At 62.7% G+C, this 16,720-nt stretch carries 15 protein-coding genes, 1 tRNA gene and 1 pseudogene; 12 read left to right on the top strand and 5 right to left on the bottom strand.

The features are described from left to right. Window positions 1–29: 29 nt before the first annotated feature. The gene (locus WG908_RS12940) at window positions 30–398 is read right to left on the bottom strand and encodes a ribonuclease E inhibitor RraB (RefSeq protein WP_340187007.1); all 369 of its coding nucleotides are present in this window, start codon (window positions 396–398) and stop codon (window positions 30–32) included. Next, on the bottom strand, window positions 395–1,561 hold the full coding sequence (carA, locus tag WG908_RS12935; protein WP_340187006.1) for a glutamine-hydrolyzing carbamoyl-phosphate synthase small subunit: 1,167 nt from the start codon (window positions 1,559–1,561) through the stop codon (window positions 395–397). Before carA ends, WG908_RS12940 begins: the two co-directional genes overlap by 4 nt. A gap of 154 nt (window positions 1,562–1,715) precedes the next feature. Between carA and WG908_RS12930 the strand changes: the two genes are divergently transcribed. From WG908_RS12930 to WG908_RS12880, 11 genes are all read left to right on the top strand, one after another. Continuing rightward, complete coding sequence (locus tag WG908_RS12930; RefSeq protein WP_340187005.1) at window positions 1,716–2,168, top strand: GatB/YqeY domain-containing protein; 453 nt, start codon at window positions 1,716–1,718, stop codon at window positions 2,166–2,168. Between the two features lie 44 nt (window positions 2,169–2,212). Then, on the top strand, window positions 2,213–2,443 hold the full coding sequence (locus WG908_RS12925) for a DUF559 domain-containing protein (protein ID WP_340187004.1): 231 nt from the start codon (window positions 2,213–2,215) through the stop codon (window positions 2,441–2,443). Between the two features lie 7 nt (window positions 2,444–2,450). Further along, window positions 2,451–4,355 (top strand): DNA primase, encoded by a 1,905-nt coding sequence (dnaG, locus tag WG908_RS12920; RefSeq protein ID WP_340187003.1) that lies wholly within the window; start codon window positions 2,451–2,453, stop codon window positions 4,353–4,355. 40 nt (window positions 4,356–4,395) lie between these two features. Then, window positions 4,396–6,441 carry an RNA polymerase sigma factor RpoD gene (gene rpoD / locus WG908_RS12915; protein WP_340187002.1) on the top strand — a complete coding sequence of 682 codons (2,046 nt, stop codon included), beginning with the start codon at window positions 4,396–4,398 and terminating at the stop codon, window positions 6,439–6,441. Between the two features lie 98 nt (window positions 6,442–6,539). Then, a complete protein-coding gene (locus WG908_RS12910; RefSeq protein ID WP_340187001.1) occupies window positions 6,540–7,223 on the top strand; it encodes a DUF6975 family protein in 684 nt (227 codons plus the stop codon). 85 nt (window positions 7,224–7,308) lie between these two features. Continuing rightward, window positions 7,309–8,154 carry an AAA family ATPase gene (locus WG908_RS12905; protein WP_340187000.1) on the top strand — a complete coding sequence of 282 codons (846 nt, stop codon included), beginning with the start codon at window positions 7,309–7,311 and terminating at the stop codon, window positions 8,152–8,154. A 153-nt stretch (window positions 8,155–8,307) separates the two neighbouring features. Further along, entirely contained in the window at window positions 8,308–9,351 is a 1,044-nt protein-coding gene (locus tag WG908_RS12900) for a hypothetical protein (RefSeq protein ID WP_340186999.1), read from the top strand. Window positions 9,352–9,414: 63 nt separating this feature from the next. After that, window positions 9,415–10,593 (top strand): vWA domain-containing protein, encoded by a 1,179-nt coding sequence (locus WG908_RS12895; protein WP_340186998.1) that lies wholly within the window; start codon window positions 9,415–9,417, stop codon window positions 10,591–10,593. Between the two features lie 84 nt (window positions 10,594–10,677). Beyond that, complete coding sequence (locus WG908_RS12890) at window positions 10,678–10,863, top strand: hypothetical protein (RefSeq protein ID WP_340186997.1); 186 nt, start codon at window positions 10,678–10,680, stop codon at window positions 10,861–10,863. 94 nt (window positions 10,864–10,957) lie between these two features. Continuing rightward, complete coding sequence (mobC, locus tag WG908_RS12885) at window positions 10,958–11,338, top strand: plasmid mobilization relaxosome protein MobC (RefSeq protein WP_340186996.1); 381 nt, start codon at window positions 10,958–10,960, stop codon at window positions 11,336–11,338. Next, window positions 11,335–12,489, top strand: a complete 1,155-nt coding sequence (locus tag WG908_RS12880; protein ID WP_340186995.1) for a relaxase/mobilization nuclease domain-containing protein — start codon at window positions 11,335–11,337, stop codon at window positions 12,487–12,489. The genes mobC and WG908_RS12880 overlap by 4 nt, the downstream gene beginning before the upstream one ends. On the opposite strand, the pseudogene WG908_RS16565 reads toward WG908_RS12880, so the two are convergent. After that, window positions 12,489–12,554, bottom strand: a pseudogene (locus tag WG908_RS16565) (hypothetical protein); the annotation flags it as partial. The gene WG908_RS12880 and the pseudogene WG908_RS16565 overlap by 1 nt on opposite strands. Before the next feature lie 661 nt (window positions 12,555–13,215). Further along, window positions 13,216–13,292 (bottom strand) — tRNA-Arg (locus tag WG908_RS12875). Window positions 13,293–13,430: 138 nt separating this feature from the next. Between WG908_RS12875 and WG908_RS12870 the strand changes: the two genes are divergently transcribed. Then, window positions 13,431–13,931, top strand: a complete 501-nt coding sequence (locus WG908_RS12870) for a helix-hairpin-helix domain-containing protein (protein ID WP_340186994.1) — start codon at window positions 13,431–13,433, stop codon at window positions 13,929–13,931. 25 nt (window positions 13,932–13,956) lie between these two features. Here WG908_RS12870 and ppdK read toward each other — a convergent pair whose 3' ends face one another. Then, window positions 13,957–16,662 carry a pyruvate, phosphate dikinase gene (gene ppdK, locus WG908_RS12865; protein ID WP_340186993.1) on the bottom strand — a complete coding sequence of 902 codons (2,706 nt, stop codon included), beginning with the start codon at window positions 16,660–16,662 and terminating at the stop codon, window positions 13,957–13,959. Window positions 16,663–16,720: the final 58 nt, after the last annotated feature.

Here is a 16,720-nt window from a genome sequence, read left to right as displayed (position 1 = left end):
GCGCTTTCAAAACCGCCGCCCTACTCTGCTCAATGCACGCCCCCCGCCCGAGCCTCACACCCCCAGCCGTCATATTCGACGCCGCACAATAGCTCGATCTGGAGGCACTTCTTCGTCAGCGCGCGGATCGAGGCTTCGTCCACCGCCTGTTCGCATTCGAGGAACAGGAACAGGTCGCCATCCTCATTCTCTTCGCGGTCCAGTTCGACGAAACCGAACTGGCCGGCGATGGTGAGGACGCGGTCGAAATCCTTTTCGCTGCCCTTGAAGCTGACGTCCACGGCGCGCGGCAGCTTTGCCACGTCGCCATTGGCGGCGAGATTGGCAAGCACTTCCTTGTCGGCTTCCCATTCCGCCGCGAGGCGGGCTTCATCGACCGGGGGGAGTTTGACGCTCACTTGGCCAGTCCTTCCACGAAGCGCTTGAACAGGTAGAAGCTGTCCTGCGGCCCCGGCGAGGCTTCGGGGTGATATTGGACCGAAAAGGCGTTGCGGTCGGTCAGTTCGATGCCGCAATTGCTGCCGTCGAACAGCGATATATGGGTCGCGCGGACATTCGCGGGCAGCGTGGCGGCATCGACCGCGAAGCCATGGTTCATCGACGTGATCTCGACCAGGCCGTCGTCCAGCCGCTTGACCGGATGGTTCGCGCCGCGATGGCCCTGATGCATCTTGAGCGTCGTTGCCCCCACCGCCAGCGCCAGCAATTGGTGGCCAAGGCAAATGCCGAAAATCGATATATCCTGCGCCAGCAGTGCCGCGATGACGGGCACCGCATAGGCGCCGGTCGCGGCGGGATCGCCCGGACCGTTGGAGAGGAACACGCCGTCGGGCTTGTGTTCCATCACCTGCTCATAGGTGGCGGTGGCAGGCAGCACGGTGACGCGCGCGCCGGCCTTCACCAGATTGCGGAAGATGTTGTTCTTTGCGCCATAATCGATTGCGACGACATGGGGACGATCCGCCCCCGCTTCGCCCAGGCTATAGCCCTTGCCCAGCGTCCAGCCGCCATCGCGCCACAGCCGGATGTCCTTGGCCGACACCTCGATGGCCAGGTCCATGCCCTCCAGCCCCGGCCACGCCGCCGCCTTCGCCGCCAGCGCGGCCAGATCGAACCGGCCTTGCGAATCATGGGCGATCACCGCATTGGGCGCACCCTGGATGCGGATCATCCGGGTCAGCGCGCGCGTGTCGACACCCGAAATGCCGATGCGGCCATGATCCTTCATCCACTGGTCGAAGGGTTGCGCGTTGCGGAAGTTGCTGGGTTCGGTCACGTCCTGCCGCACGACACAGCCCAGCGCGAACGGATTGTCGGCCTCGACATCGTCCATATTGGTGCCGACATTGCCGATATGGGGAAAGGTGAAGGTGACGATCTGTCCGGCATAGCTGGGGTCGGTCATCACTTCCTGATAGCCGGTCATCGCCGTGTTGAAGCACAGTTCGCCCACGGCATCGCCCACCGCGCCGAAGCCGCGCCCGAACACGGCGGTCCCATCCGCCAATACCAGCACCCCCGTCGCTCCTTTGGGCACAATGAGGGTCTTGGCGTCAGCCATGGTCGGGCGGTCCTTTTATGCTTTGGCGGGAACCCGTCTGCAGCGGGTTAAACGGCCGGTCACCTATGCCTCACGCGGCTCCGGGTCAACGACTGTTAAAAATCTCTTTTGCCGTTATATCTGCTCCTTTCCGATAAACAGGGACATATTCGCCATGATTCGCGAGAGCATCAAGAGCGCCCAGCTCACCGCCATGAAAGCGGGGGACAAGGACAGGTTGGCCGCCGTGCGGCTGATCCTGGCCAAGCTCAAGGACCGCGACATCGAACTGCGCACCGCTTCCAGCCTGCCCGACGACGACGCCATCGTTGTCGAAGTGCTCCAGAAGATGATCAAGCAGCGCCGCGAATCGATCGAGATGTTCACCAGCGGCGGCCGCGAGGAACTGGCCGCGAAGGAACAGGCCGAACTGGACGTGATCGAAGGCTTCCTGCCCCAGCAATTGAGCGAGGACGAAACCCGCGCGACCATCGAAGCGATCAAGGCGGAGGTGGGCGCGACGAGCGTCAAGGATACGGGCCGCGTGATGGCGGTGCTCAAGGAACGCCACGGCCAGGTGATCGACATGAGCAAGGCGAGCGGGCTGGTGAAGGCGGCTTTGGGGTGACACTATAAAGCCCCTCCCTTCCAAGGGAGGGGTTGGGGTGGGTAATGGCGCTACGCATCAACGCAAGGCTGGGCCGATATGCACGCGACATGCGCCGCAAACCGGGCGAATATGAGACGCGGCTATGGGCGCATTTGCGCGCTTCCAGACTGGGTGGATTCAAGTTCCGCCGACAGGATGGCGTGCTAACTTTGATCCTCGAAAGGGCCTCGGCATTACCCGAACGGCAAAAGATCACCCACCCCAACCCCTCCCTTGGAAGGGAGGGGCTTTAAGCGCTTCATGACCCTCACCCCCGCCTTCCTCGACGAACTGCGTGCCCGCACGTCGCTCTCCACCCTGATCGGCCGCACGATCAAGGTGCAGAAGGCCGGGCGCGAGTATAAGGCGTGCTGCCCTTTCCATAACGAGAAGACGCCCAGCTTCACGATCAACGACGAAAAGGGTTTCTACCATTGCTTCGGGTGCGGTGCCCATGGCGATGCGATCCGGTGGATGACCGACCAGCGCGGGCTGCCGTTCATGGAGGCGGTCAGGGAACTCGCCCAGGCGGCGGGACTGGACGTGCCCGCGCCCGATCCGCGCGCGGCGCACCGGGCCGAGCAGGCAAAGGGCCTGCATGACGTCATGGCGGCGGCGCAGAGCTTTTTCGAGGATCAGCTTGGCGGCATAGATGGCGGCGATGCGCGCCAATATCTGATCCAGCGGGGCATCGGCGATGCAACGCGGCGGGCGTTCGGTTTCGGCTATTCCCCCGATTCGCGCGGCAAGCTGAAGACCGCGCTGCGGGACTTCGGCGAACCGATGCTGGTGGAGACCGGGCTGCTGATCGATCCCGACGGAGCTGAAGCGGACGGCGAAAAAGCCAGGAAGCGCGAGAGCTATGACCGGTTTCGCGGTCGCCTGATGCTGCCCATCCGTGACATTCGCGGCCGGATCATCGCCTTTGGCGGACGGATATTGGGCGCGGGCGAACCCAAATATCTCAACTCGCCCGATACGCCCCTCTTCGACAAGGGACGAACGCTCTACAATATCGACCGCGCGTCCCCCGCCAGCCGCCACAGCGGACGGGTCCTCGTCGTCGAAGGCTATATGGACGTTATCGCGCTTGCTCAGGCCGGCTTTGGCGAGGCGGTCGCGCCACTGGGCACGGCCCTGACCGAACATCAGATCGAACGGCTGTGGAAAATGGCCCAGGTGCCGATCCTGTGCTTCGATGGCGACGCGGCGGGACAGAAGGCGGCGGTCCGCGCGGCGATGCGCGCGCTGCCGCTGCTCCGCCCCGGCTACAGCCTGGCCTTTGCCACCCTGCCGGCGGGACAGGACCCTGACGATCTGGTCAGGGCCAGCGGCCCGGCCGCGTTCGAAGCGGTGCTCGACCGTGCCGAACCGCTGGTCGACAGGCTCTGGAACCATGAATGCGCCGCCGCCCCGCTCGACACGCCCGAACAGCGCGCCGCGCTCAAGCAGCGCCTGTCAGCGATCACGGACAGCATCGGGCATGGCGATGTGCGCGCCCACTATGTCCACATGTTTCGCGAACGCTACGACGCGCTGTTCTTCGCGCGACCCGGCTTTGCCGCGCAACCGCGACAAAGCCAGGGCGGCGGCGCGCGTGCGGGCTGGCAACGGGACCGGCGCGGCAACTGGAAAGCGCCGCTGCCGCCGGCCACCGGAGACGCCCGCGCGATCGGCGCGACCGGGCTGGAGGCGCGCCTGTTGCGCGCGGTGGTCGCCAGCCTGCTGCGCCATCCCGATCAGATCGCGGTGCATCGCGAAGCGCTGTCGGCGCTCAAGGTCGCCGACCCTGCGCTGGCGCAATTGCTCGCCGCCATGATCAGCGCTTCGTTTCGCAAAGAAACAGTTGAAACCATCGCCCTCCTTACCATATGGGGCCAAGGTGATTTGTATAATATGGCTAAGGGGATGCTCCGGGCCGATACCTTCACATTCACCCCCCACAGGAAAGAGGCCGATGCCGGTCGCGCGCGGCGCGATCTGGACGAAGCCATTCGGGTGATGGCGCAGGGTCCCGAGCTGGAGGCGGCACTGGCGGAGGCCACGAGGCGAGCAAGCGAAGAGCTTAGCGAAGAAACCTTCGCCGAGCAGCAGCGGGTGCGTCAGTTGAAGGCGGAACATGACCGCCGACTGGCGGAACTGGTGCAGTCCGAAGACATTATTTGATCGATCGCCCTTCTGGTGGCGACGCAGTTAAGGCGAATAGATGGCAAGCAAGGCAAACGGCAAGGGTGCGGGCGAGGAAGTCGACAGCGGCGATGCGCCTTTGCTCGACCTCAACGAAGCGTCGGTCAAGAAGCTGCTCGCCCGCGCCAAGAAGCGCGGCTACATCACCTATGACGAACTGAACGCCGCGCTGCCGCAGGACCAGATGTCCTCCGAGCAGATCGAGGATGTGATGTCCGCGCTCAACGACATGGGCGTCAACATCGTCGAGAACGAAGAAGCCAGCGACGATAACGAGGACCAGCAACGCGAGGACGACGCCGACGACGCCAACGAGGCGGCCGAGGACGAAGAAGGCGCGCCCCGGCCGGTCGGCGAAAAGAAGAAGGAAACGGTCGATCGCACCGACGATCCCGTTCGCATGTACCTGCGCGAGATGGGCGCGGTGGAACTGCTCAGCCGCGAGGGCGAAATCGCCATCGCCAAGCGGATCGAGGCCGGTCGCGACACCATGATCCTGGGGCTGTGCGAAAGCCCGACCACCTTCAACGCGATCATCGAATGGTCGACCGCGCTCAATAACGGCGAAATGCAGCTGCGCGAGATACTGGATCTCGACGCCATGCTGTCCAAGGACCCCGCCCCGGAGAGCCTGGAGGAAGGCGCCGAGGATGACGATGGAGAGATCAGCGAAAAGACCGCCGGTCCCAGCTTCAAGGAAGAGGAGGAGCCTGAAGAGGAATCCGCCGACGCCGAAGAGGAAGACGGCCTGACCGAACGGCGCACGCCCCGGATGGAAGAGGAGGAGGAAGAGGACAACACGCTTTCCCTCGCCCAGATGGAAGAAACGCTAAAGCCCATGGCGCTGGAGAAATTCGCGACCATTACCGAGATTTTCCGCGCCTTTTCGAAAATCCAGGAAACCCGCATGGCCGCGATGGCCAACGGCGAGGCGATGGGCCAGAAGCAGGAAGATCATTATCACGAGCTGCGCGAAAGTCTGACCGCGCAGGTCGAAAGCGTCCAGTTTCATCAGCAGAAGATCGAATATCTGGTCGATCAGCTTTATGCCTACAACCGGCGCCTGACCGCGCTGGGCGGGCAGATGTTGCGCCTGGCCGAACGGCACAAGGTGCCGCGCAAGGATTTCCTCGACCGCTACGTCAATCATGAGCTTGACGATGGGTGGATGGACAAGATCAGCGGCATCGACAAGAAATGGGCCGCCTTTGCCGCCGCCGAAGAGCGCGCGGTCGAGCGCATTCGCAATGAAGTGGGCGAAATCGCGCAGGCGACCGGCATGTCGCTCGGCGAGTTTCGCCGCATCGTCAATATGGTGCAAAAGGGCGAACGCGAAGCGCGCATCGCCAAGAAGGAAATGGTCGAGGCGAACCTGCGCCTGGTCATTTCCATCGCTAAAAAATATACGAACCGCGGCCTGCAATTCCTTGATCTTATTCAGGAAGGCAATATCGGCCTGATGAAGGCGGTCGACAAGTTCGAATATCGTCGCGGCTACAAGTTCAGCACATATGCGACCTGGTGGATCCGGCAGGCGATCACCCGTTCAATCGCGGATCAGGCGCGGACCATCCGTATTCCGGTCCATATGATAGAAACGATCAACAAGCTGGTCCGCACCAGCCGCCAGTTCCTGCACGAACAGGGCCGCGAACCGACCCCGGAGGAAATGGCCGAACGCCTTTCCATGCCGCTGGAGAAGGTGCGCAAGGTGATGAAGATCGCCAAGGAGCCGATCTCCCTCGAAACGCCGATCGGCGATGAGGAGGATTCGCATCTGGGCGACTTCATCGAGGACAAGAATGCGATCATCCCCGTGGACGCGGCCATTCAGGCGAACCTCAAGGAAACCGTCACCCGCGTTCTGGCGTCGCTGACGCCGCGCGAGGAACGCGTGTTGCGCATGCGCTTTGGCATCGGCATGAACACCGATCATACGCTGGAGGAAGTGGGCCAGCAGTTCAGCGTGACACGCGAACGCATCCGGCAAATCGAGGCCAAGGCGCTGAGGAAGCTCAAGCATCCGAGCCGCAGCCGCAAGATGCGCAGTTTTCTCGATCAGTAAAGCCCTCGGCCTGGCGCGCGCTTAACCTGCTATTTACTCCGGACCCGTAGAAACGCTGCCAAGCCCTGCTAGCGCGCGCGGGCTGCGGGGATCCGACGATGAGCGAAGCCATACCGTTGCATAAGGGAGGACATGTCTCCCATATTCTCGATGCTCTGGCGCGCGCCGACGGTTCGGCCGGTCACGGCTATGTGGCTCAGGCAGGCAGCCGCGAGCCGGGCGCGCGGCCGCAGTCGATCGCGGATCTGGCGGATGCCGCTTATTATCTCTGCATGCTCCACGGTCGCCATCCGGGTGTGATCGATCATGCCGCGACTCGTTCGGCCGACAATGGTGCCCGCGCCTGGCTAGTGCAGGCCGCCGACGCCTTCGCGCGTGAACGCGCCTATCTGGCCCAGGTCACGGTCGCCGTCGGGCCCGCCCCCAGCACCGCCGGCCAGGCCGATTGCGAAACGGCGGTCGGCCAGCAACGCCATGCGCTCGACATGCTCGCCCAGTCCGACCGGCGCGGTTGCGCCATGGGCGCGGCGCTGGCGCTGGCGCTCGACTGGCAAAGCGTACGCCGCCTGCTCGACATGGCGGCGCTGCGCGTGGGGCTCGAACCCCAGCCCTGCACCCTGCCCGATCGCGAAGAGACGCTGGGCGTCGCCGCGTCGATCGGCGGAGACGACGGCATCGACCGCGCAATCCTGTTCGGCGCGCGCCAACTGCTCAGCCAGCATCGCGGCCTGTGGGACCTGATGCAGGCTCGCGCCGGGCTTCGCGCCCGCGAACAGGGCTAGCCCGTCTCCCCTGCTTCCACGCTTGCGTGCGCCCAAGCCTTTCCCTACCTCTGTGCGGCACTGCAAGAGGGATGGAACGTCGCGCATGCGTTTTGAAGGCACCGCCGATTATGTGGCGACCGATGATCTGAAAGTCGCGGTCAACGCCGCCGTGCTGCTGCGCCGCCCGCTGCTGGTCAAGGGCGAGCCGGGCACCGGAAAGACCGTTCTGGCGCAACAGATCGCAGACGCGCTGGGTGCCCCGCTGATCGAATGGAACGTCAAGTCGACCACCAAGGCGCATCAGGGACTGTATGAATATGACGCAGTCGCCCGCCTGCGCGACGGCCAACTCGGCGAAGAGCGGGTTCACGACATTTCCAATTACATCCGCAAGGGCAAGCTGTGGGAGGCTTTCACCAGCCCCACCCTGCCCGTCCTGCTGATCGACGAGATCGACAAGGCCGACATCGAATTTCCCAACGACCTGTTGCAGGAAATCGATCGCATGGCGTTTCACGTCTATGAAACCGGAGAAACGATCGCCGCCGTCGAGCGGCCGGTGGTCATCATCACATCGAACAATGAAAAGGAACTGCCCGACGCCTTCCTGCGCCGCTGCTTCTTCCACTATATCAAATTTCCCGAACGCCAGACGATGCAGGCCATCATCGACGTGCATTTCCCCGGCATCCAGAAGATCCTGGTCAACCGCGCGCTCGATATCTTCTACGATATCCGCGAAGTGCCCGGCCTCAAGAAAAAGCCCAGCACCAGCGAACTGCTCGACTGGCTCAAGCTGCTGCTGGCCGAGGACATGCCGCTCGACGTGCTCCAGTCTGCCGATAGCAGCAAGGCGATTCCGCCGCTGCACGGTGCGCTGCTCAAGAACGAACAGGATGTGATGATGTTCGAACGGCTGGCGTTCATGAGCCGGCGACAGGGCCGCTGACGCTTCCCGCCGGCAGCCGCTGTCCCGCATCGCCGCATTATCGGCGAAAATTCGGCCCTTGACCTGACATCAGGGTCTTGCGCCACTGCGAAATACATGTGATCCTTTCCGTTCAAAGCCGCGACAGACGGTTTGATTTTAGGAAGGATGTCCATGCCCAAGTGCGTGATTTCCCTGTTCCTGGCCGCCCTGGCGGCGACCAGCGCGTCCATCGCGCTTGCCGCCAGCGATGATGGCGCCTGGACGACGACCGCCGACACCGTACGGGTGAGCGCCGCCGGCATCGCTGCGCCGATGAGCGCGGGTACGCTGGCGCTCGACAGGACGGGCGAGATTTCCAACGGCGGCCGGGGCATCGACAATGTCGCACAATATGTGTCGGCCGACGGCGCGGTGCAGGGCACCATCTATATCTATATGCCAGGATTCGCCGATGCGGCGCTTGGCGCGTACATGACCGACCGCGCGATCATGGACCGGTTCGGCGGCAAGACCCGCCGCACATCCTATGACAGCGTCAGCGTCGGCGGCCAGCCCGGCGCCGCGATCCGTGCGGTCTATGACGACGCGGCGGACGGCCACCTCACCACCGCCGCGGCGTTGCTTCACACGGGACGCTGGATGGTGAAGCTGCGGATCACAGGCCCCAGCGAGCGGCGGGCAGAAGTGCTGGCGGGGCTGGACGCGATGCTTGCGGGACTTCGCTTCGACGCCGCCGCCACGCCTCTGCCCGCCGCGCCGCTGGCACCTGCGTCCTGCCTGGCCCCGGCGAGGGGCATCGCGCGCCTCCTGTATGACGCATCGACCGACATCACCGCGCGCCAGCCCGGCTTTCCGCGCGACGGGCGCGATGCGTTGTGCGTGCGCGGCCATGTCGAAACGACATCCGGCGCTCTTGAGATTTTGCAGAGCGCCGGCGATGCTCGCGGTTCGGTTTTGGTGCCGGTGGATGATGGCGGCACAGTGATGGCCTTCGACCCTGTCGGCACGAGCGGCGGCTATCGCCTGTCGATCCATTCGGTCGGCCGCACCGAAGTCTATGACGCCTATGACCGCCTGCCGAGCGAAACCCAGATCGCCGCCATGCTCGACGGCAAGGACCCGGCGACCGCGCGCGCGCGATCGACCACCGCCTATGGCGCGGACGGCGCCCGCACCCTGATCGTCGCCAGCAAGGGTGATCGCAAGGGGCGGTAAACCGCGCCGCCCGGTCATCGCAGACTTGCATCGCCAGGCGCGCTGGCCGACAAGTCCAATATCATGATGCTCAATTTTCTCGACGCGCTCCGCGCTGCCGGCATTCCGGCCAGCATCAAGGAACATCTGCTGCTGCTCGAAGCGCTCGACCGCGAAGTGATCGGCCGGCGGCCGGAGGAATTCTATTATCTGGCGCGCGCGACCTATGTGAAGGACGAAGGGCTGCTCGACCGGTTCGACCAGGTCTTCGCCAGGATATTCAAGGGGCTTGAAGGCGCGAACACCGTCGAAGGAGCTGACATTCCCGAAGACTGGCTGCGGCTGGTCGCGGAAAAATTCCTCAGCGCCGAGGAGATGGCCAAGGTCAAGTCGCTCGGATCCTGGGACGAAATCATGGAGACGCTGAAAAAGCGGCTGGAGGAACAACAGGGCCGCCATGAGGGGGGCAGCAAGTGGATCGGCACCGGCGGCACATCCCCCTTTGGCAATGGTGGCTATAATCCCGAGGGCGTGCGGATCGGCGGAACGAGCAAGAACAAGCGGGCGATAAAGGTCTGGGAAAAGCGCGAATTCCAGAATCTCGACAATCAGCGCCAGCTTGGCACGCGCAACATCAAGGTTGCGCTGCGCCGCCTGCGCCGCTTCGCACGCGAAGGCGCGGCGGACGAACTGGACCTGGACGAAACCATTCGCGGCACCGCGCGGCAGGGCTGGCTCGACATCCGCATGCGGCCGGAACGGCACAATGCGGTCAAGTTGCTGCTGTTTCTCGACGTCGGCGGCTCCATGGACCCGTTCATCCAGCTGTGCGAGGAGCTGTTTTCGGCCGCGACCAGCGAATTCAAGAATCTGGAATTCTTCTATTTCCACAACTGCCTGTACGAAGGCGTGTGGAAGGACAATCGCCGCCGCTTTTCAGAGCGCATCCCGACCTGGGATATCCTGCACAAATATGGTCACGACTATAAGGTGATCCTGGTCGGCGACGCGGCGATGAGTCCCTATGAGCTGACTCATCCGGGCGGATCGGTCGAACATATGAACGAGGAAGCGGGCATTGTGTGGTTGCAACGGCTGACCGGCACCTATCCCGCGACCGTGTGGATAAATCCCGCGGACGAACAATATTGGGACTATAGCCAGTCGGGCAAGATGGTCCGTCAATTGGTCAATGACCGCATGTATCCGCTCACGATCGACGGGCTGGACGCGGCGATGCGCGAGCTGACGCGCAAGCGTTGAGCGTTCTCCAGGCGGGCGGGCGGCAGTCGACCACAGCCACATCGTGCTGACGTTCGTTTTCATGGATCGCTTGGAATAGCGGGCTTGAAACGCCACTGGCCCTTGCGCTTTTTCAGGCTTTTGCAACCCGCGAAAGTGGAAATGGGGAAAGTGGTGCACCCGGATGGAGAGAGTTTGAACGAACTGTTCGCCATCTTGGCCGACTGGAACGAGCGCCTTTCGGAAATCCCGGCAGAAATCCTAGAAGGTCCTGATCCGCCCGCACCGTAATCCGTCGTAATTCCCCAGCTTCGTTCAACCATGAGCGCATGACCTGCATTCCCACGGATGCGGGTCATGCGCTCTTTTATTTCCAGATGCACCCATGTCAGATAAAAAGCCCAAACGGGAAGCCCCGCATAGCGTCCGGCTCTCGGTGGACGAGCGCGCCCGCTATTTGCTCGGCGCAGCCGGAATGCCGCTGGGCGCGTTTTTCAAAATGTGTGCTGACCTGTATCTGGACTTGCCAACTGTCCGGGACCGGAATGAACTGACGCCGCAAGACAGGGACAGTCTTGCCCGCATCTATAATTGGCTGGGCACTTCTCGTATCGGCAGTAACCTCAACCAGATTGCGAAGGCGATCAACGAGCGGACCATTACCGTCACCCCGGAAACTGAAGCCGTAGTCTGCGAAGCGAGCCGCGCGCTGATCACCATCCGGGACATCCTGCTTACCCTTCTCCCGAAAAAGCGCCGCCGATGATCTTCAAGGCGTCCACGAGGGGCGATGCCGTTGCGCTCGGCAAATATCTTCTGAACGAGAAGCGGAACGAGCGGGTCGAGGTGCATTCGGTTGATGGATTCATGGCCGACGACGTACATGGCGCGATGCGAGACACCGACGCTATAGCCTCGGGTGTCCGGTCTCAAAAATACCTCTTCCACGTGTCACTCTCACCGCCGCCGACAGAGCGCGTGGGCAACGATGTTTTTGACGATGCCATTCGCCGGATCAAAGAACGCATCGGCCTAGCCGAACAGCCGCACATTGCAGTCTTTCACGAAAATGACGGGAGGCGGCATTGCCATCTTGTCATTAGCCGGATCGATGGCGATACGCTGACGGTCAAGCCGCTGCCCTTTTTCAAGGAGCGCCTTTTTAACCTGTCAAAGGAGATATTCGTAGAGCGCGGCTGGGACATGCCGCGCGGCATGATCGATAGAGAAGACCGCGACCCCCGCAACTTCACTCTCGCCGAATACCAGCAGGCCCAGCGCATGGGCCGTGATATGAAGCATATGAAGACGCTGGCGCAGGAAGCATGGGCGGACTCGGACAATGCAGACTCTTTCGCCAAAGCACTGTCATCACGCGGCCTGTATCTTGCGCGGGGCGACGACCGCGATCACGTCGCCATTTCGTGGCAGGGCGAAACATTCTCTATCCCTCGCCTGCTTGGCAGGAAAGCCAAGGAAGTGCGGGAAAGGCTCGGAAAGCCTGACGGCCTTGATAGTGTCGAGAAGACCAAGCAGACCATTCGTGAAACTATCGCACCGACATTGCGCCGCCTGATCGGTGAAGCCGAGACGATCAAGGCGCAGGATATGGCTATAAATATCGCCGCAAGGAAAGCCGGAACGACCGCGCCCAAATCCTGCGCGACGAGCCGATGGCAACGATCATACAAAATGCCATCGAGGGTTTTGCCTGCGGTCATCTGGCGACGCAGGCGGAAGTTGCCCATGCTGCCCTTTGCCCAGCAACTTGTCAGGCGAGTCCCACAGCAGCCGCAGACGACATGGCCACGCAATGCGAAGTCGGCGCTGTTGTCCGTCTGCACCAAGCCCTTGCTATTGCCCTGTAGGCGGCGCTGGACGCGCTGGAAGGTGTCAAAGCTGACAAGTGCGGGATGATGCCCCGGTCGCAGGGAAACATCCCATTCGGGCACATAGACATATCCGGCGTAGAGCGGGTTCATCAGAATGTTTTTGGCCGTCTGGTCCTTGACCGTGCCATGCGAAGTTTTTGGAAAATCGGGGTGGCTTTGTAGGAAGCGGGCAAGCGCTACGCCTATTATCATTGCCGCGTGAAGTCCTGTGAGGACTATGGCCTCTCGATCCCGCGCGCGAAGATCGAAGGCGAGTTTGAGGAACTTCTGAAATCCATCACGCCAGCGCCCGCCATGTATGACCTGATGCATGACGTGCTGAGCCATCATTGGCACCAGCAGGACGATTTGGCCGCAAAACGGAAGGCCGCCCTTGCCCTCGAAATCCGGGAGGTCGAGCGCGAAGCCAAGAAACTTGTCGAGCGCACTTTGGGAACCGAGAACAAGACGCTCATTGCTGCCTATGAACAGCGACTCTTCGAGGCCGAGGCCCGCAAGGTCGAACTGAAGGAGCAGGCCGCCAAGTGCGGCACTCTGCTGGGCACTTTCGACGACGCATTTAGAACTGCAATGGCCTTCGTCAAAAAGCCTTATATATTATGGACTTCTGGCCAGCTTGAACTCAAGCAAATGGTCCTTACGCTCATTTTTGCGGATCGGCTCCAATATGTCCGGAATAGCGGATTTAGAACGCCGCTAACATCCTCACCTTTCACGCTTTTTGGTGGCGTGAAGGTGGGTTTGAAGCAAATGGTGCACCCGGAGCGATTCGAACGCCCGGCCCTCAGATTCGTAGTCTGATGCTCTATCCAGCTGAGCTACGGGTGCACTGGAGTGGCGCGGATATACGCGGCCGCCGGCTCTGGCAAGCCCCTTTTTCGCCTTTCCCCGAACTATCTACCGCCAAGGGCATTGGTCGCAACCTTATGCGACTTCCAACCGTTTCGGCTGTGAAGAGGATGTCATATGAGCTTCACCATCAATGATATCGCGCTGCTGGCGATAACCCTGATGATCGGCCTGCTGATGGGACTGATCTTGAGCGGGCGGGGGAAATACAAGCGGGCGTGGCGAGACGAGCGCCATGCCCACGACCGGACGCGCAAGGACGGGGACGTACAGATTGCGGCTGCCAAGGCCCGGATCGAACAGCTGGAGCAGCAGCGCGGACCCATCGGTGCGGGCACGGCAACGACCGCAGCCACAGCGACACATGGCCATGACGATCTGACGCGCATCAGGACGGTGTCGGCTCAGGACGAAATGGCACTGAACGAAGCCGGCTATCATCGATACGCGCAGATCGCTGCGCTAAGTCAGGAAGAGCAAGCGACGCTGGAAGCGCGCCTTGGGCGCAAGCCGGGACTGATCGCGCGGGATGAGTGGCGCGAACAGGCCCAACTGCTTCAGGCGGGCAAGTTTGACGAACACAGCCAGCGCTATGACCGTTTGAAGACGGACATCTGAGCCGGATGACGCTCAGGCCGGACGATCAATCCGTCCGGCGCGCCAGAGCCGCCTGCGCCGCCGCCAGACGGGCGATGGGCACCCGATAGGGCGAGGCGCTGACATAATCCAGCCCGGTCGCTTCGCAAAAAGCGATCGAGGCCGGATCGCCGCCATGTTCACCGCAAATGCCAAGCTTGATGTCGGGCCTGGTCTTGCGGCCCCGCTCCGCCGCGATTTCGATCAGTTCGCCAACGCCCTCGACATCGATGCTGACGAACGGGTCGCGCGCGAAGATGCCCTTGTCGACATATTGCGTCAGGAAGCGGCCAGCGTCGTCGCGGCTGATGCCGATCGTGGTCTGGGTGAGATCGTTAGTGCCGAACGAGAAGAATTCGCCCACACCCGCAATTTCCCCGGCCTTGAGCGCCGCACGGGGCAATTCGATCATCGTGCCGACCAGATATTCGACGCTGTCGCCCTGTTCGGCGAAGACTTCTGCGGCGACGCGATCGACGATCGCCTTCATCAGTTCCAGTTCCTTAGCGGTCGCGACCAGCGGGATCATGACTTCGGGGATTGGCGCGTCGCCCTCACGCTGCTTGACGATCAGCGCCGCTTCGAAGATCGCGCGCGCCTGCATTTCGTAGATTTCGGGATAGGTGACGCCAAGGCGGCAACCGCGATGGCCGAGCATAGGGTTGAATTCGTGCAGTTCTGCCGCGCGGCGCTTGAGCACATCGACGCTGACGCCGGCGGCCCTGGCAACCTCTTCGAATTCGGATTCGCCGTGCGGCAGGAATTCATGCAGCGGCGGATCGAGCAGGCGGATGGTGACGGGGAGGCCGGCCATCACCATGAAAATCTGGGCGAAGTCATCGCGCTGTTCGGGGAGCAGCTTGTCGAGTGCGACGCGGCGGCCCTTTTCGCTGTCCGCCAGGATCATCTCGCGCACGGCGGTGATGCGGGCGGCGTCGAAGAACATATGTTCGGTGCGGCACAGGCCGACACCCTCGGCGCCGAATTCGCGCGCGACCTTGCAGTCTTGCGGCGTTTCGGCGTTGGCGCGCACGCGCAGGCGGCGGACCTTGTCGGCCCAGACCATTAGCGTGCCGAAATCGCCGGCCAGCTCAGGCTGGACCGTGGGGACTTCGCCCGCCATCACTTCGCCGGTCGAACCGTCGATGGTGAGGATGTCGCCCTCTTTCAGCTCGCGGCCGCCGACGCGCAGGATCTTGGCGACCTTGTCGATCGACAGGCTGCCCGCGCCTGAAACGCACGGGCGGCCCATGCCGCGCGCGACCACGGCGGCGTGGGAGGTCATGCCGCCGCGCGCGGTCAGGATGCCCTTGGCCGCGTGCATGCCGTGAATGTCCTCCGGGCTGGTTTCGACCCGGACGAGGATGACCGCGTCGCCCATTTCGGCGCGACGCTCGGCGGTGTCGGCATCGAAGACGATCAGGCCCGAAGCGGCGCCGGGCGACGCGGGCAGGCCCTTGGTCAGCACGTCGCGCGGGGCGGTCGGATCGAGCGTGGGGTGGAGCAACTGGTCGAGCGCGGCGGGATCGACACGGGCGACCGCTTCCTCTTCGGTGATCAGCCCTTCCTGCGCCATGTCGACCGCCATTTTGAGCGCGGCCTTGGCGGTGCGCTTGCCCGAACGGGTCTGGAGCATCCACAGCTTGCCCTGCTGAACGGTGAATTCGATGTCCTGCATGTCGCGATAATGGGTTTCGAGGATCCGAAACACCCCGGCCAGTTCAGCATAGGTTTCGGGCATCGCTTCTTCCATCGACAACGGCTTGGCCCCGGCCCGTTCGCGCGCCGCCTTCGTCAGATATTGCGGGGTGCGGATGCCGGCGACGACATCCTCGCCCTGGGCGTTGATCAGGAATTCGCCATAATAGACATTTTCGCCGGTCGAGGGATCGCGCGTGAAGGCCACCCCGGTCGCGGACGTTTCGCCCATATTGCCGAACACCATCGCCTGCACATTGACGGCGGTGCCCCATTCTCCGGGGATGTTGTTGAGGCGGCGATAGACTTTGGCGCGTTCCGACTGCCACGATCCGAACACCGCGCTGATCGCGCCCCAGAGCTGGTCGTGGACGTCCTGCGGGAAAGGCTTGTTCCAGAGCTTTTCAACCAGCGCCTTATATTCGGCGACCAGCATCTTCCAGTCGTCGGCGGTCATTTCCGTGTCGAGGCTGTAGCCCTGGTCTTCCTTGGCGATTTCCAGCGCCTCTTCGAACGCGCCATGATCGAGTTCCAGCACCACGTCCGAATACATCTGGATGAAGCGGCGATAGCTGTCCCAGGCGAAGCGTTCGTCGCCAGACGTCGCGGCGAGGCCGGCCACGGTTTCGTCGTTGAGGCCGAGGTTGAGGACGGTGTCCATCATGCCGGGCATCGACGCGCGCGCGCCGGAACGGACCGAAACGAGCAGCGGGTCGGCGGGATTGCCGAAGCGCTTGCCGGTGATCGCTTCGATATGGGCGATGCCGCTTTCGACTTCCGCGTTCAGGCTGTCGGGATATTTGCCGCCATCTTCATAATAACGAGTGCACATCGCGGTGGTGATGGTGAAGCCCGGCGGCACCGGCAGGCCGATCGCGGCCATGCCGTCGAGGTTCGCGCCCTTGCCGCCCAGGAGATTGCGATCACCCTGTCCGCCATCATCGATCCCGCCGCCGAAGCGATAGACGTAACGAGTGGCGGTGGTGCTCATGCTGGCCTCTTCCATGGTGATCATCGTGGGGCGGTCTCCGTCATGGGGCGACCAATAGAAGAATTGTGCGCCGCAACAAAGA

It is taken from the genome of Sphingobium anseongense, from assembly GCF_037725245.1.
Lineage (GTDB): Bacteria > Pseudomonadota > Alphaproteobacteria > Sphingomonadales > Sphingomonadaceae > Sphingobium.
Note: the sequence above shows the minus strand (reverse complement) of the source record. Positions and strands in the feature narration are given on the sequence as shown.

Excerpts from the sequence above, each read along its gene's own strand:
- WG908_RS12905 (WP_340187000.1), top strand. The coding sequence starts at position 7,309 with ATGCGTTTTGAAGGCACCGCCGATTATGTGGCGACCGATGATCTGAAA.
- rpoD (WP_340187002.1), top strand. The coding sequence starts at position 4,396 with ATGGCAAGCAAGGCAAACGGCAAGGGTGCGGGCGAGGAAGTCGACAGC.
- WG908_RS12910 (WP_340187001.1), top strand. The coding sequence starts at position 6,540 with ATGAGCGAAGCCATACCGTTGCATAAGGGAGGACATGTCTCCCATATT.
- WG908_RS12880 (WP_340186995.1), top strand. The coding sequence starts at position 11,335 with ATGATCTTCAAGGCGTCCACGAGGGGCGATGCCGTTGCGCTCGGCAAA.
- WG908_RS12930 (WP_340187005.1), top strand. The coding sequence starts at position 1,716 with ATGATTCGCGAGAGCATCAAGAGCGCCCAGCTCACCGCCATGAAAGCG.
- ppdK (WP_340186993.1), bottom strand. The coding sequence starts at position 16,662 with ATGATCACCATGGAAGAGGCCAGCATGAGCACCACCGCCACTCGTTAC.
- WG908_RS12895 (WP_340186998.1), top strand. The coding sequence starts at position 9,415 with ATGATGCTCAATTTTCTCGACGCGCTCCGCGCTGCCGGCATTCCGGCC.
- mobC (WP_340186996.1), top strand. The coding sequence starts at position 10,958 with ATGTCAGATAAAAAGCCCAAACGGGAAGCCCCGCATAGCGTCCGGCTC.
- dnaG (WP_340187003.1), top strand. The coding sequence starts at position 2,451 with ATGACCCTCACCCCCGCCTTCCTCGACGAACTGCGTGCCCGCACGTCG.
- WG908_RS12870 (WP_340186994.1), top strand. The coding sequence starts at position 13,431 with ATGAGCTTCACCATCAATGATATCGCGCTGCTGGCGATAACCCTGATG.
- carA (WP_340187006.1), bottom strand. The coding sequence starts at position 1,561 with ATGGCTGACGCCAAGACCCTCATTGTGCCCAAAGGAGCGACGGGGGTG.
- WG908_RS12900 (WP_340186999.1), top strand. The coding sequence starts at position 8,308 with ATGCCCAAGTGCGTGATTTCCCTGTTCCTGGCCGCCCTGGCGGCGACC.
- WG908_RS12925 (WP_340187004.1), top strand. The coding sequence starts at position 2,213 with ATGGCGCTACGCATCAACGCAAGGCTGGGCCGATATGCACGCGACATG.